The organism is Prosthecomicrobium pneumaticum (assembly GCF_014199915.1).
GTDB lineage: Bacteria > Pseudomonadota > Alphaproteobacteria > Rhizobiales > Kaistiaceae > Prosthecomicrobium > Prosthecomicrobium pneumaticum.
This window is the reverse complement of the sequence record NZ_JACHOO010000003.1, coordinates 546,370-560,830: the sequence shown is the minus strand read 5'-3', so window position 1 is coordinate 560,830 and position 14,461 is coordinate 546,370. Positions and strand designations below refer to the sequence as shown.

Sequence of the window (14,461 nt, the reverse complement as noted above, 5' to 3'; positions counted from 1 at the left end):
CTCAGAACCGGGTACGGTGGAAGAGCGGCCGCGGCAGGGCGCGGACGATCATCATGATGAAGCCCCAGAACCAGGGCGTGTAGAGCACCGCCTTCCGCCGGGCGACCGCGCGGGCGATGTCGGCGGCGACCCGGTCGGGCGTCGCCCAGAGCGGACCGCCCCGTGGCAGATGCGCCGTCATCTTGGTCGCCACGAAGCCCGGACGGATGTCGAGCACGGTGACGCCGGCGGCGGCGAGCCGGTGGCGCAGGCCCTCGAGAAAGCGCTGGCAGCCGCCCTTCGCGGCGCCATAACCGTAATTGCTGCGCCGGCCGCGATCGCCGGCGACCGAGGTGATCACCGCGATCGTGCCGGCGCGGGCCGCCTCGAAGCGGGCGGCGAGGCGGTCGGCGAGCACGGCCGGGCTGACGAAATTGAGCTCGAGCGTTTCGGCGAGCGCGGCCGGATCCGCTTCGAGCGTCGCCTGGTCGGGCAGCGCGCCATAGGCGACGAGCGCCAGATCGAGCCCGCCGAACGCCGCCCAGGCCGCTTCCGCGACGGCCGGAAGGCCCGCGAGATCGGCGAAATCGGCGTGCAGGATCTCGACGGCCGCCGCGCCGCGGACCCGCAGGTCATCGGCCGATGCGACGAGCCCGGCAGGGTCGCGGCCGACGAGCACGAGCCGCGCCCCCGCTTCCGCACAGCGCCGGCCATAGGCGACGGCGATGTCGGAGGTCGCGCCGAAGAGCGCGACGCGCGACGGACCGGCGCTCAACGGACCGTATCCCCGAGGAGTCCGACGCGGCGGGCGAAGGCAGAGGAGAAGGCCGGGTCAATATGGGCGCGGAAGGCCGCATGGGCGGGATAGCCGGCCTCGAAGCTCGCACGCGCCATGGTCTCGTCCTTTGCCGGGTAGAGCCGCCCGCCCGCCGCCATCACGATCGCCTCGAGGCGGGCCAACAGCGCCCGCGTCGACGCGCCGCGATCGGGAAAGTCGAGCGCGAGGCTGGTACCCGGCATCGGGAAAGAGAGCAAGCCTTCCGAGGCGATGGCGCCGAAGCGCTTCAGCACGACGAGCATCGAGCCCTGCCCCGAGGCGGCGATCGCGGCGAAGAGCTCGGCGGTGGCGGCTTCGGCGGCTTGCGGGGGCACCACGGCCTGAAACTGAAAAAAGCCCTTCGGCCCGTAGAGGCGGTTCCAGCGGCCGAGCGCATCGAGCGGGAAGAGCACCGGCCCATAGGGCCGGACCGCGCGCCGGCTGCGGCGGGACCCGAGCCGACGCAGATAGAGCGCGTTGAAGGCGGAGAGGCTCGCGCCGTTGACGGCGGAGACCGGCGGCGTGACGGGCACGGAGAACCGCGGCGCGCGCGCCGGCGGGGGCGCGGCGACGCCCGCGGCGTGGCGGGCGCGGGAATAGAGGCCGCGGCCGAGCCGGGGGCCGCGGGCGAGGCAGTCCACCCAGGCGGCCGTGTATTCCCAACCGTCCGCGCTTTCCGCGTCGAGGCGGAAGAAATCGGCGAGCGTGTCGAAGCGGATGTCCTCGGTCTCGAGCGCGAGGCCGGCGACCCGGCGCAGCCGGAGCGTCGCCGAAAGGATCAGCCCGGTGAGGCCGAGGCCGCCGAGCGTCGCGGCAAAGAGACCGGCATTCTCCGTCCGGGTGCAGACGAGCCGTCCCGCGTCGCTGCGGGCGAGTTCGATCGCCTCGACATGACGGCCGAAACTGCCCTCGCGATGCGCGTTCTTGCCGTGTACATCGTTGGCGATCGCCCCGCCGACCGTGACGAAGCGCGTGCCGGGCATCACCGGCAGGAGCCAGCCCGACCCGTCCGCCGCCGGCCGGGCGAGCACGGCGAGGATCTCGGCGAGAGTGACGCCCGCCTCGCAGGTGAGGAGCCCGGTTTCGGGATCGAAGGCGATGAAGCGGTCGAGCCGGCGCATCGCGATGAGCGCCCCGCCCGGATTGAGCGCCACGTCGCCATAGGACCGGCCATTACCGTGCGCGAGCAGGCCGCCCGGAGGGCCGCCCGCGACCATCGCGGCGGCGCCGTCGCGGGTCGCCGGGCGGAGGACGGGATGTGCGATGCGGAGCCGGTTGCCCCAGGAGGCGAAGACGGCGCTGCCCGTCACAGCCAGGCCATCAGGAGGAGAACGCCGCAGACGACGCCGAGCCAGCGGGAGAAGCCGTCCTTCAGGGCGAAGAGCACCGGATCCTCGTTCATCCGGCCGTGCACGGTGAGATGCCAGACCCGCAGGCTCCACAAGAGAATCACCGGCATCAGCCCCCAGAGCATTTCCGGCCGGCGGTAGAGGGCGCTCGGATACTGCTCCTCGACCAGGTAGAGGAAGAAGATGATGATCGCCGAGAAGCTCGAGGCGACGCCCGCGGCGAGCAGGAGCGGCAGGTCTCGCGCCGTATAGCCGCGGGCCGCGACCCCGGTGCCACCGGCCGCCACGACCCGCGCCAGCTCGACATGGCGCTTGACGATGGCGAGCCCGAGAAAGAACAGCAGCGAGAAGGAGAGCAGCCAGGCGGAAACGCCGGCCGGCAACAGCAATCCGCCGGCGAGCACGCGCAGCGTGAAGAGGCTCGCCAGCACGAAGGTGTCGACGATCGGCATCCGCTTCAGCCAGAACGAATAGCAGAGCGTGATCGCGAGATAGGCGACGAGCGCGAGGCCGGCCGACAAAGGCAGGGCGAGCGCGATGAGCGCCGCGCCGCCGAGCAGCGCCGCCGCCATGCCGACCGCAGCGCCGGGCGGGATCAGGCCCGCCGCGATCGGCCGATGGCGTTTCTCGGGATGCTGCCGGTCGGCGGCGATGTCGAGCAGATCGTTGACGAGATAGGTCGCCGAGGCGAGCAGCCCGAAGGCGAGGAAGAGCAGCAGCGCCGCGCCGAGCGGCGCAAGGCCGGCTTCCTTGAGGGCGAGCACCGGTGCGACGAAGACGAGCACGTTCTTCGTCCAGTGCCGCAGCCGCATCGCCCGCAGCCAGACGGCGAGACCCGGACGCGGCGGATCGAACCGCCGCTCGACGCTCTGGCCCGGTCGAAGGCGCCGCTCTCGCCTCGTACCCGCACCGACGAGCACGACTTGCTCCGCCGCACGGAAGGCGGGTGTGTCGACCGTCTCGCCGCCGAGGAACGCGAAGCGATCGCCGATCAGGGAGCGGATCAGGCCGAGCCGCCGTTCGCCGGACGGATCGGCGTCCGCCCCCGTGCCGCAGGCGGCATCGAACACGCCGAGCTCCGCCGCCACGGCCTCGACCTCCGCCTGATCGGCGGCGCCGACGAGCACGATGCGCCGGCCGCGGGCGCGCTCGTCCTTCAGCCAGGCGACGATGTCGGGATCATAGGCGAGCGGTGCGGGATCGGCGGCCGTCGCGCCGGCGATCCGGCGCTTGACCTCGGCCTTTGCGGAGCGCAGGGGCTCGGAAAGCCCGAGCAGCGCGCTCAATGGCCGACGAAGCGCTGCGAGGGACGCGGCACGCAGCAGATCGGCGCGAACGAGCGCTCCGTCGAGATCGACGGCGAGAGGAAGATCGGCCGCTCGCTCGTTCGCCACGCTGCCCGTTCCACGCTGTACCTGCCCCGATTCTTATTGCCGCTCGGCCGGCGCGTGGCAAGCCGGCAGCGCCACCGGAGCGTCGCGGGGCACGCCGCTCAGCCGGTCACCGCGACAACCGGAGACCGGCAGCTGTCGCGCCAGATCAGTTCGGTCGAGATGACGACCTTCTTGTAATAGTCGCGGCCGCCGATCAACTCGCCGGCCAGATCGACCGCGATCTCGCCGATCCGCTCGGCATGGATGCGGATTGTGGTGAGCGGCGGCGACAGGAATTGCGCGGCCGGAATGTCGTTGAAGCCGACCACCCCGATATCGTCCGGAATACGCAGGCCGCGCTCCTGAATGGCGCGATAGGCGCCGATCGCCATGTTGTCGTTTGCGGCGACGACGACCTCCGGGCGAACACCCTCGTCGAGCATCGTCGCGGTCAGGCCGTAGCCGTCCTCGAACCGGATCTGGCCGACCCGGCAGAGGGCCGGATCGGCGAGGCCGCGGCGTTCCATCCAGGCCCGGTAAGCGGCGCAGCGTCGTTCGGCGAAGGGCTCGAGCCGTCCGGTGCGGGTGTCGGCCCCCCCGATGAAGGCGATCCGGCGATAGCCGAGATCGAAGAGGGCATCGAGGAGCTGGTCGGTGGCGATGCCGAGATCGCTCTCCACCCGGTCGCAGGATTCGATCGGCGGGCAGACATCGGCGAAGACGAGATTGCGCGTCATCCGCTGCAGCCAGGCGACCTCTTCCGGACGGTGCGTGCCGACGGCGATGATGCCGGCGGCGCCGGCGAGAAGCGCCGGATCGGCCATGCCGTCGGCGAGGCAGACCTTCGTACAATCGAGCCGCAGCGCCTGGCTGCGATGTTCGATGCCGAGCCGGACGCCGACATAATAGGGATCGGCGAGTTCCTCGATCGGCTTCAGGGAATGGACGAGGGCGACGCGCGCCGTGCCGTTCGGCGCGACGAAGGTGGCGCTCGCCGTGCGGTTGCGGTTGCGCGGGGTCAGATAGTTGAGCGATTCGGCCGTCTCGATGATCGCCTGTCGCTTCGCGGCGGTGATCGACAGCGTCTGGTCGTAATTGAGCACCCGCGACACGGTCGCCGGCGAGACGCCGACCGCGCGGGCGATTTCCTTGATGGTGACCATGAAGCTCCTCGCCGCTCGTCCCGGCGGCGGTCCGGGCGCGACCGCCGAAGAGCGCACCGCGCCCGGCCCATTCAGCAAAATGCCGAGCGAAATTCTACCCTTTCCTGCACCGCACATCGGTTCTGCAGTGCAGTAAAAATTTACTAAACAATCTTGCGCCGTCTCCGGCTCTGGTCAATACTCGTTCTCGGGACGGTGCGGCCGCTCGAACGCCGCGCCTGCACGTGGGGAGGAAACCGATGCAATCCCGAGACAGAATCCGCCTGAAATCCGCGCTGGGCGCCGCCGCCTTCGGCGCCGCGCTCTTCGCCGCCGGCTTGGCGCAGGCGAAAACCATCACCGTCTGGTGCTGGGATCCGAACTTCAACGTTGCGATCATGAAGGAAGCCGGCGCCCGCTACACCAAGGCGCATCCGGACGTCACCATCGAGATCGTCGACTTCTCGAAACCCGACGTCGAGCAGAAGCTGCAAGCCGGCCTCGCCTCCGGCGTCGCCGAGGCGCTGCCCGACATCGTGCTGATCGAGGATTACGGCGCGCAGAAATATCTGCAGTCCTTCCCGGGCTCGTTCGCTCCGCTGTCCGGCACGGTCGATTATTCCGGCTTCGCGCCCTACAAGGTCGAGCTGATGACGCTCGACGGCGAAGTCTACGGCATGCCGTTCGACTCCGGCGTCACCGGCCTCTTCTACCGCAAGGACTATATCGAGGCGGCCGGCTATACAGCCGCGGACATGCAGAACCTCACCTGGGACAAATTCATCGAGATCGGCAAGGCGGTCGAGGCAAAGACCGGCAAGAAGATGCTCGGCTACGACACCTCGGACGCCGGCCTCACCCGCATCATCATGCAGTCGGCCGGCCAGTGGTATTTCGACAAGGAGGGCGGCCTCGCGATCGAGGGCAACGCCGCGCTGAAGGCCGCGCTCGACGTCCAGAAGAAGATCCAGGAGGCCGGCATCTACAAGCCCGCCACCGGATGGAACGACTGGGTGGCGAAGTTCACCTCGGGTGACGTCGCCGCGGTGGTGACCGGGGTGTGGATCACCGGCACGATCAAGGCGCAGGCCGAACAGTCCGGCAAGTGGGGCGTCGCGCCGATCCCGACCGTCGACGTGCCGGGCGCCGTGGCCGCCTCGAACCTCGGCGGATCGAGCTGGTACGTGCTCGCGAGCTCGGACGTCAAGGACGAGGCGATCGACCTGCTCGACACCGTCTATGCGAAGGATGTCGACTTCTATCAGACCATCCTGCAGGACCGCGGGGCGGTCGGCTCGCTGCTCGCCGCCCGCACCGGGGCGGCCTATGACACGCCGGACGCCTTCTTCGGCGGCGAGAAGATCTGGCAGAGCTTCTCGAAGTGGCTGGGCGAAATTCCGGCGGTCAATTACGGCATCTTCACCAACGAGGTCGACGCCGCCGTCGCGGTCCAGTTGCCGAAGCTCGGCAAGGGCGAGAGTGTCGACGCGGCGATCGAGGCGATCGCTGCCCAGGCGAAGGTCCAGGTGCAGTAAGACTTCCCCCGGGGTTCCTTTCCCGAGCGCCCCGGGGCGGTCGCCTGCCGAGACGGCAGCCGCGACGACTCGCCCCTCCGCCGATCGCGGCGGAGGGGCCTTTTCGAGCCGGCGGAGCGCCGGCGCCCTCGCCGCTTCGGAAGCGCCTCCATGTCCCCACGCCCCGGTCTCAGGCGGTACTACGACATCAACGGCTGGTCCTTCGTCGGGCCTGCCGTCGCGCTGATCCTGCTCTTCATGGCCTATCCGATCGTCTGGTCGCTCTGGATGTCGTTCCAGCAGGGCCGCGGCATGAGGCTGAGCTTCGCCGGCTTCGGCAACATCATCCGCCTGACGCAGGACCCGGTGTTCCAGCTCGCGCTCGGCAACACCGTGCTGTTCTTCGTCGTGCAGGTGCCGATCATGCTGACGCTGGCGCTGTTCATCGCCGTGCTGCTCGACGATCCGCACCTGAAATTCCGCGGCCTCCTGCGCACCCTGATCTTCCTGCCCTGCGTGATGTCGCTCGTCGTCTATTCCGTTCTGTTCAAGAGCATGTTCCTGCTCGACGGCATCGTGAACCAGACCTTGCTCGCGCTCGCCATCGTCTCCGAGCCGATCCCCTGGATGTCGGATCCCTTCTGGGCCCGCGTGCTCCTGATCACGGCGATCACCTGGCGCTGGACCGGCTACAACATGATCTTCTATCTCGCCGCGCTGCAGAACATCGACAAGTCGATCTATGAGGCGTCGCGGATCGACGGCGTTCCGTCCTATGCCCGCTTCTTCCGGCTGACCGTGCCGATGCTGAAGCCGGTCATCCTCTTCACCACGGTGACGTCGACGATCGGCACGCTGCAGCTGTTCGACGAGGCGCGCAACATCGTCGCCTCGGACACCTCCGCGGGCACGGCGGGGCCGGGCGATTCCGTGCTCACCCTGTCGGTCTACATCTACAATCTCACCTTCCGCTTCATGCCGAATTTCGGCTATGCGGCGACGGTCTCCTACGTCATCGTCGTGCTCGTCGCGCTGCTCGCCTTCGTACAGTTCTACGTCGCCCGGGAGCGCGACCGATGAGCCCGTCCCGCCTCGCGACCCGCGCCGGCATCTACGCCTTTCTCGGCCTCTTCGCCTTCCTGTCGGTCTTCCCGTTCCTGTGGATGATCGTCGGGATGACCAACAGGACCGGCGACATCATCCTCGGCCGCTTTACGCTCGGCGACGCCTTCCTCGAGAACGCCCGCAACTTCTTCGAGCAGGCGGATGCGCCGCTCGTCTTCTGGAATTCGGCGAAGATCGCCATTCTCGGCACGATCGCAACGCTCGCCGTCTCTTCGATCGCCGGCTACGGCTTCGAGATCTTCCGCTCGCCGGCGCGCGAGCGGATCTACGGCGTTCTGCTTCTCACCATCATGATCCCCTTTGCTGTGCTGATGATCCCGCTCTTCGTGATCATGGGAAAGCTCGGCCTCATCAACACCCACATCGCGGTGATCCTGCCGACCGTCGCCTCGGGCTTCGTCGTCTTCTACTTCCGCCAGGCGACCAAGGCCTTCCCCTCCGAACTGCGCGACGCGGCGCGGGTCGACGGCCTCAAGGAATGGCAGATCTTCCTCTACATCTACGTGCCGACCATGCGGTCGACCTATGCCGCCGCCTTCGTCATCGTCTTCATGACGGCGTGGAACAATTATCTATGGCCGCTGATCGTTCTGCAGACCAACGACAAGAAGACGATCACCCTCGCCATCTCGTCGCTCGCCTCCGCCTATTACCCCGATTACGGCGTGGTGATGGTCGGCGCGCTGGTCGCGACGCTCCCCACCCTCTTCGTCTTCTTCATCATGCAGCGCCAGTTCGTCCAGGGCATGCTGGGCTCGGTCAAATAGGAACAGATCATGCGTTCGGTCTCCGCCCTCAATGACGGCTGGATCTTTCGGCCCGGCTTCGACCCGGCCGATGCCGGACGGCCGATCGAAGGCACGCCGGTCGGCCTGCCGCACACCGCGGTCGAGCTGCCCTTCTCCTATTTCGACGAGACGCTCTATCAGCGCGCCTTCACCTATCAGCGCACCCTCGCCCACGATCCGGCCTTCGACGATCGCGAGGTGGCGCTGCGCTTCGACGGCGCGATGGCGGATTCCGTCGTCTATCTGAACGGCACCGAGATCGGCCGCCACACCGACGGCTACACCCCCTTCACCCTGCGGCTGACCGAGCATCTGCGCGCGGGCGACAATCTCCTCACCGTCAAGATCGACGGCAGCGAGAACCCGGCCATTCCCCCCTTCGGCGGGCCGATCGACTATCTGACCTATGCCGGCCTTTACCGGGAAGCCTGGCTCGAGGTGACCGCGCCCGTCGCGCTCCACCGCCTGAAGATCGAGACGGCGGAGGAGCTGACCGACGCCAAGGCCCTGACGGTCCGCTGCGAACTCGCCAATCCGCGCGGCCTGGCGCTCGAGGGGCGGCTGGTCGCGGTGCTCGCCGACGCGGACGGACGCGAGATCGCCCGCACCGAGGCCGCCGTTGCCGGGCTCACGACGACGCTCGGCTTTTCCGGGCTCGCCGGCCTCGCACTCTGGGACATCGACAGCCCGACGCTCTACGAAATCGCGGTGACGCTCGAAACGGCCGCGGGCACCGACCGGCTCGCCTCGCGCTTCGGCTTCCGCACCGCCCGCTTCACCGCGGAAGGCTTCGAGCTCAACGGCCGCAAGCTGAAGCTGCGCGGGCTCAACCGGCATCAGGCCTATCCCTATACCGGCTATGCGATGGGCCGTGCGGCGCAGGAGCGCGACGCCGAGATACTCAAGCGCACGCTCAAGGTCAACCTCGTCCGCACCTCGCATTATCCGCAGTCGCCCTGGTTCCTCGACCATTGCGACCGGATCGGCCTGCTCGTCTTCGAGGAGATCCCCGGCTGGCAGCACATCGGCGACGAGGCCTGGCAGGCGCGCTCGGCCGACAATGTCGAGGCGATGATCACCCGCGACTGGAACCACCCCTCGATCATCATCTGGGGGGTGCGGATCAACGAATCCGCCGACAACCACGCCTTCTACGCCGAGACCAACCGGCGCGCCCGGGCGCTCGACCCGACCCGGCAGACCGGCGGCGTGCGTTACATCACCGAGAGCGAGATGCTCGAGGACGTCTATACGATGAACGATTTCGTGCAGGGCAGCGAGGAGATGCCCGGCGCCAACCGGCCGCGCATCGCGCTCCGCGACCAGCGCGAGGTGACCGGGCTCAAGCAGCGCGTGCCCTATATGGTCACCGAGTTCAACGGCCACATGTTCCCGACCAAGCGCGGCGACCAGGAGCAGCGGCAGGCCGAGCACGTCCGCCGCCATCTCGCCGTGCTCGATGCGATGTATGGCGATCCCTCGATCTCCGGCGCGATCGGCTGGTGCATGGCCGACTACAACACGCACAAGGATTTCGGCTCCGGCGACCGGATCTGCCATCACGGCGTGATGGACATGTTCCGCGAGCCGAAATTCGCCGCCTATGCCTATGCCAGCCAGTGCGAGCCGGAAGAGGAGGTGATCCTGAAGCCGGTCACCTACTGGGCGCGCGGCGAGCGCAATATCGGCGGCGTCCTGCCCCTCATCGTGCTGACGAACTGCGACGAGGTGGAGCTGCGCTACGGCGCGATCGAGAAGCGCGTCGGGCCGGACCGCGAGACCTATCCGAACCTGCCGCATCCGCCGGTCGTCATCGACCACCGGCATTTCAGCGGTGCGGAGATGGGGCTGTGGGGCATGCGCTGGCTCGACGGCCTCGTCATCGGCTACCGGAACGGCGTCGAGGTCGCCCGCGTCGCGCTGGTCGCCGATCCGCTGCCCACCACGCTCGAGATCGCGGCCGACCGCACGACGCTCGCGGCGGCGGGGCGGGATTCGACCCGCGTCATCGTGCGGGCGCTCGATCAGGCCGGCCATGTGCTGCCCTTCTTCGACGAGAGCGTCGCGGTGACGGTGACCGGCCCGGCGCGGCGCCTCGGCCCGGCGCAGACGCCGCTGCGCGGCGGCACGACCGGCTTCTGGATCGAGACGACGGGCGAGCCGGGCGCGATCCGGATCGCGGCGACCTGCCCCCAGCTCGGCAGCACGACCATCGACCTCACAGCGGGATGACGCCATGAGCGCGCTGACCCTCACCGACATCCGCAAGTCCTACGGCGCCGTCGAGATCCTGAAAGGGATCGATCTCGACGTGGCGACCGGCGAGTTCGTCGTCTTCGTCGGCCCGTCGGGCTGCGGCAAGTCGACCCTCTTGCGCCTGATCGCCGGGCTCGACGAGATCAGTGCCGGCACGATGGCGATCGGCGGGGTGCGGATGAACGAGGTCGACCCGTCCCGCCGCGGCCTCGCCATGGTGTTCCAGTCCTATGCGCTCTACCCGCACATGACGGTGGAACAGAACATGGGCTTCGCGCTCCGCTTCGCCGGCATGCCGAAGGCGGAAATCCGCAGCCGGGTGCTCGATGCGGCGCGGGTGCTGGACCTCGAGCCGCTCCTGAAGCGCAAGCCCCGGGCGCTCTCCGGCGGCCAGCGCCAGCGCGTCGCGATCGGCCGGGCGATCGTGCGCCAGCCGAAGCTCTTCCTGTTCGACGAGCCGCTCTCCAATCTCGACGCCGAGCTGCGCGTCCATATGCGGATCGAGATCGCCAAGCTGCACCGCCGGCTCGGCGTGACGACGATCTATGTCACGCACGACCAGGTCGAGGCGATGACGCTCGCCGACCGGATCGTCGTGCTGCGCGCCGGCGCGGTCGAACAGATCGGCAGCCCGCTCGCCCTCTATGACGATCCCGACAATCTGTTCGTTGCGGGTTTCATCGGCTCGCCGAAGATGAACCTGCTGCCGGCGGTCGGGGCGGCGACGCCCATGGGCGCTCCGGCGCTCCGCATCGCCGCGCTCGGCGACGCCCTGATCCCCCTGCCGCCCGGCGCGCCGAAGGTGGCCGAGGGTGCACCGGTGACGTCGGGGATCCGGCCGGAACAGTTCGATCCGGCCGGGCCGGTCGGCCTCGATCTCACCGTCGACATCGTCGAGCATCTCGGAGGGACCAACCACGTCCATGCCCGCAAGGGCGATGCGCCGCCGATCGTCGTCGACGTCAGGGAGGGCCGCACGCTCAGGCCGGGCGATCCGATCACCGTCCGTTTCGACCCCGCCGCGCTCCATCTCTTCGGCACCGACGGCAAGCGGCTGCGCGCGTAAATCCCCGAGAGCCTCCCCATGAAAAGCCCCCGCATCACCTTTATCGGCGCCGGATCGACCGTCTTCATGCGCAACATCATCGGCGACGTGCTGTTCAAGCCGGCGCTCGCCGACGCCACCATCGCGCTGATGGACATCGATCCCGAACGGCTCGCCGAGAGCGCCGCCGTCGCCGGCAAGCTCGTCCGCTCGCTCGGTGTCAAGGCCCGGATCGAGACCCATACCGACCGGCGCCGGGCGCTCGAGGGCGCGGACTTCGTCGTCGTCGCCTTCCAGATCGGCGGTTATCGGCCCGCGACCGTGATCGATTTCGAGGTGCCGAAGGAATTCGGCCTGCGCCAGACGATCGCCGATACGCTCGGCATCGGCGGGATCATGCGGGGGCTGCGCACCGTGCCGCATCTCTGGGCGATCTGCGCCGACATGGCCGAGGTCTGCCCCGACGCGCTGATGCTGCAATACGTCAACCCGATGGCGATCAACACCTGGGCGATCGCCGAGAAACATCCGGCGATCAAACAGGTCGGCCTCTGCCATTCCGTGCAGGGCACCGCCTTCGAGCTCGCCCGCGACCTGGACATCCCGCTCGAGGAGATCCGCTATCGCGCCGCCGGCATCAACCACATGGCCTTCTATCTCGCCTTCGAGCAGTTCATGCCCGACGGCAGCCATCGCGACCTCTATCCGGACCTCGTCCGCGGCTATCGCGAGGGCCGGTTCCCGAAGCCGAGCCACTGGAACGAGCGCTGCCCGAACCGGGTGCGCTACGAGATGCTGACCCGGCTCGGCTATTTCGTCACCGAGAGCTCGGAGCACTTCGCCGAATATGTGCCGTGGTTCATCAAGGACGGCCGGCCGGACCTCATCGAACGCTTCGGCATCCCGCTCGACGAGTATCCGAAGCGTTGCGAGGAACAGATCGCCCGCTGGAAGAACGAGGCGCAGGCGCTGATGGGCGCCGAGACGATCGCGGTGACGGAGAGCAAGGAATACGCCGCGACCATCATGAACGCGATCACGACCGGCGAGCCGGCCGTCGTCTACGGCAATGTCCGCAACAAAGGCTGCATCACCTCGCTGCCGGAGGACTGTGCGGCCGAGGTGCCCTGCCTCGTCGACGCGAACGGCATCCAGCCGACCTTCGTCGGCGCCCTGCCGCCGCAACTGACCGCGCTGATCCGCACCAACATCAATGTGCAGGAACTCACGGTGAAGGCGCTCGTCACGGAGCAGCGCGAGCACATCTACCACGCCGCGATGATGGACCCGCACACCGCCGCCGAACTCGACCTCGACCAGATCTGGAGCCTCGTCGACCGCCTGATCGCCGCCCACGGCGCCTGGCTGCCGGACTGGGCGCGCGGCTGAGCACGCGCCGCTCCCCCTCTCCCGCCGGCGAAGTCGGCTGTTGCCGACTTCGCCTTTTCCCCACTCGGCTCGGCAACAGCCGAGCCGAGTGGGGAGAGGGCTTCCGGCCTTGGCGTCGCAGGGAGCGTGAGCGACCGAGACGCGTAGGCCGGAAGGGTGAGGGTGGCACGCCTTCGTCAGCCGAGAGAAGGCCCTCACCCTACCCTCTCCCGCGAGCGGGAGAGGGGGCGGAGACGTTGCGCGGGACGGCTGAGGGTCCCGATTTTTGCGCTCGTCGGCTTGCCGCGTCTTCGGCGGCCTCTCAGCGCAGCACGTGCCGATCGGCTCGCCGGTGGCCCGGCGATTGCTTCGTGCCGGGCGGCTGCGGGTCGGCCGGACAGGAAACGGGCGGATGAACGAACAGGCAGCGCGGGACGGCGGCGACATGATCTGGCCGGTGCCGCTGTCGGCACGGCGCGGCCTCGTCCATCCGGCCTTCGCCTGGTCGGGCTTCACCTCCGCCTTCGCCTCGATCCTGATCGGAGCCCGGCTGCAGGCGGAGCTCGGCACGCTCGATGCGCTGCTCGCCTCGGTCCTCGGCTGCTGGCTGCTGTTCATCTATTCCGCGGCGATCGGCTTCGCCGCGGGACGCTGGGGCCTCACCTCGCAGCTGATGCTCGCCGCGGTGTTCGGCCGGGCGGGCGCGATCATCCCCGGCGCGCTGCTCGCGCTGCTGGTCGCCGGCTGGTTCGGCTTCCACGTCGTGCTGACCGTCACCGTGCTCACCGAAGCGCTCGGCATCGCGGCGCTGCCCGGCATCTGGTTCTTCGCCTTCGGCGCCCTCTTCGCCGCGCCGGTCGTGCTCGGCCTCAGCCGCGGCTTCGGCTTCACCGCGATCGCCTTCCCGGCCATGGTGTTCTATGCCGGCGCGGTGACGCTGCGCGACATCGTGCCGAACCTCGACACGCTGCTCGACGGCCCGCTCGACGGCAGCCTCTCCTTCGGCACCGGCGTGTGCGTCGCCTTCGGCATGTTCGTCGTGTCCGGCACGATGACCGGCGACATCGTCCGCTATTGCCGCACCGGCAACGAGGCGGTGCAGGCGATGGCGATCGGCTTCATCTTCTCGAATCTGCCCTTTCTGATCCTCGGCGTGCTGCTCGGCGCGGCCGGCATCTCGCTCCCCGCGCTCTTCGCGCGGCACGACCCGCTGTCGCTCGTCCTCCTCGGCCTCGTCGTGCTGTCGCACTGGACGACCTGCGATGCCTGCCTCGCCAATGCGAGCGTTACGCTCAAGGGCGCCTTTCCGCGCCTGCCCTTCGCGGCGGCCGCGGCCGGTGCGGCGCTGATCGGCGTGCTGCTCGCGCTCGCCGGCGCGATGGACGATGTCTTCGCCTGGGCGACCTTCCTCACCGCCGTCGTGCCGCCGATCGGTGGCATCATCGTCGCCGACTATTATGTGATGCGCGGCCATATCGGCTTTTCCCGCGGCCGCGATCTGCGGGTGAACGTCGCCGCCCTGATCGCGCTCGCGATCGCGGTCGGCGCCGCCCTCGTCATCCGCAGTGCCTATATGGCGGAGATCACGCCGCTCGTCGGCGCGCCGATCGCCGGCCTCGTCTATCTCGCCCTCGCCACCTTCGCGCCGACCTCGCTCGGCGCCCGGCTCGGTCGGGATTCGCTCGGCGCCGAAGCGATCGACTGA

At 68.8% G+C, this 14,461-nt stretch carries 11 protein-coding genes; 7 read left to right on the top strand and 4 right to left on the bottom strand.

What is annotated here, in order from left to right; all coding sequences use genetic code 11:
- Position 1 precedes the first annotated feature (1 nt).
- The 4 genes from GGQ63_RS09715 to GGQ63_RS09700 all read right to left on the bottom strand — a co-directional run bounded on the left by GGQ63_RS09715 (position 2) and on the right by GGQ63_RS09700 (position 4,681).
- Entirely contained in the window at positions 2 to 754 is a 753-nt protein-coding gene (locus GGQ63_RS09715) for an SDR family oxidoreductase (RefSeq protein ID WP_183855130.1), read from the bottom strand.
- Positions 751 to 2,106: an FAD-binding protein gene (locus GGQ63_RS09710; protein ID WP_210308441.1), complete on the bottom strand. Its 1,356-nt coding sequence runs from the start codon at positions 2,104 to 2,106 to the stop codon at positions 751 to 753. Before GGQ63_RS09710 ends, GGQ63_RS09715 begins: the two co-directional genes overlap by 4 nt.
- Positions 2,103 to 3,539 (bottom strand): UbiA family prenyltransferase, encoded by a 1,437-nt coding sequence (locus GGQ63_RS09705; RefSeq protein ID WP_183855128.1) that lies wholly within the window; start codon positions 3,537 to 3,539, stop codon positions 2,103 to 2,105. The genes GGQ63_RS09710 and GGQ63_RS09705 overlap by 4 nt, the downstream gene beginning before the upstream one ends.
- Before the next feature lie 98 nt (positions 3,540 to 3,637).
- A complete protein-coding gene (locus GGQ63_RS09700; protein WP_183855126.1) occupies positions 3,638 to 4,681 on the bottom strand; it encodes a LacI family DNA-binding transcriptional regulator in 1,044 nt (347 codons plus the stop codon).
- 239 nt (positions 4,682 to 4,920) lie between these two features.
- Here GGQ63_RS09700 and GGQ63_RS09695 point away from each other — a divergent pair, with 239 nt between their 5' ends.
- The 7 genes from GGQ63_RS09695 to GGQ63_RS09665 all read left to right on the top strand — a co-directional run bounded on the left by GGQ63_RS09695 (position 4,921) and on the right by GGQ63_RS09665 (position 14,461).
- Positions 4,921 to 6,195, top strand: coding sequence for an ABC transporter substrate-binding protein (locus GGQ63_RS09695; protein ID WP_183855124.1), 1,275 nt, complete (start codon positions 4,921 to 4,923; stop codon positions 6,193 to 6,195).
- Between the two features lie 150 nt (positions 6,196 to 6,345).
- A complete protein-coding gene (locus GGQ63_RS09690; protein WP_183855122.1) occupies positions 6,346 to 7,254 on the top strand; it encodes a carbohydrate ABC transporter permease in 909 nt (302 codons plus the stop codon).
- A complete protein-coding gene (locus tag GGQ63_RS09685; protein WP_183855120.1) occupies positions 7,251 to 8,066 on the top strand; it encodes a carbohydrate ABC transporter permease in 816 nt (271 codons plus the stop codon). Before GGQ63_RS09690 ends, GGQ63_RS09685 begins: the two co-directional genes overlap by 4 nt.
- Positions 8,067 to 8,075: 9 nt before the next feature.
- On the top strand, positions 8,076 to 10,319 hold the full coding sequence (locus tag GGQ63_RS09680) for a glycoside hydrolase family 2 protein (protein WP_183855118.1): 2,244 nt from the start codon (positions 8,076 to 8,078) through the stop codon (positions 10,317 to 10,319).
- Between the two features lie 4 nt (positions 10,320 to 10,323).
- Positions 10,324 to 11,409 carry an ABC transporter ATP-binding protein gene (locus GGQ63_RS09675; protein WP_183855116.1) on the top strand — a complete coding sequence of 362 codons (1,086 nt, stop codon included), beginning with the start codon at positions 10,324 to 10,326 and terminating at the stop codon, positions 11,407 to 11,409.
- Between the two features lie 18 nt (positions 11,410 to 11,427).
- A complete protein-coding gene (melA, locus tag GGQ63_RS09670) occupies positions 11,428 to 12,777 on the top strand; it encodes an alpha-glucosidase/alpha-galactosidase (RefSeq protein WP_183855114.1) in 1,350 nt (449 codons plus the stop codon).
- Positions 12,778 to 13,168: 391 nt separating this feature from the next.
- Positions 13,169 to 14,461 (top strand): cytosine permease, encoded by a 1,293-nt coding sequence (locus tag GGQ63_RS09665; RefSeq protein WP_183855112.1) that lies wholly within the window; start codon positions 13,169 to 13,171, stop codon positions 14,459 to 14,461.

Coding starts and splice junctions, on each gene's coding strand:
- GGQ63_RS09700 (WP_183855126.1), bottom strand. CDS start 4,681: ATGGTCACCATCAAGGAAATCGCCCGCGCGGTCGGCGTCTCGCCGGCG.
- GGQ63_RS09695 (WP_183855124.1), top strand. CDS start 4,921: ATGCAATCCCGAGACAGAATCCGCCTGAAATCCGCGCTGGGCGCCGCC.
- GGQ63_RS09690 (WP_183855122.1), top strand. CDS start 6,346: ATGTCCCCACGCCCCGGTCTCAGGCGGTACTACGACATCAACGGCTGG.
- GGQ63_RS09685 (WP_183855120.1), top strand. CDS start 7,251: ATGAGCCCGTCCCGCCTCGCGACCCGCGCCGGCATCTACGCCTTTCTC.
- GGQ63_RS09680 (WP_183855118.1), top strand. CDS start 8,076: ATGCGTTCGGTCTCCGCCCTCAATGACGGCTGGATCTTTCGGCCCGGC.
- GGQ63_RS09675 (WP_183855116.1), top strand. CDS start 10,324: ATGAGCGCGCTGACCCTCACCGACATCCGCAAGTCCTACGGCGCCGTC.
- melA (WP_183855114.1), top strand. CDS start 11,428: ATGAAAAGCCCCCGCATCACCTTTATCGGCGCCGGATCGACCGTCTTC.
- GGQ63_RS09665 (WP_183855112.1), top strand. CDS start 13,169: ATGAACGAACAGGCAGCGCGGGACGGCGGCGACATGATCTGGCCGGTG.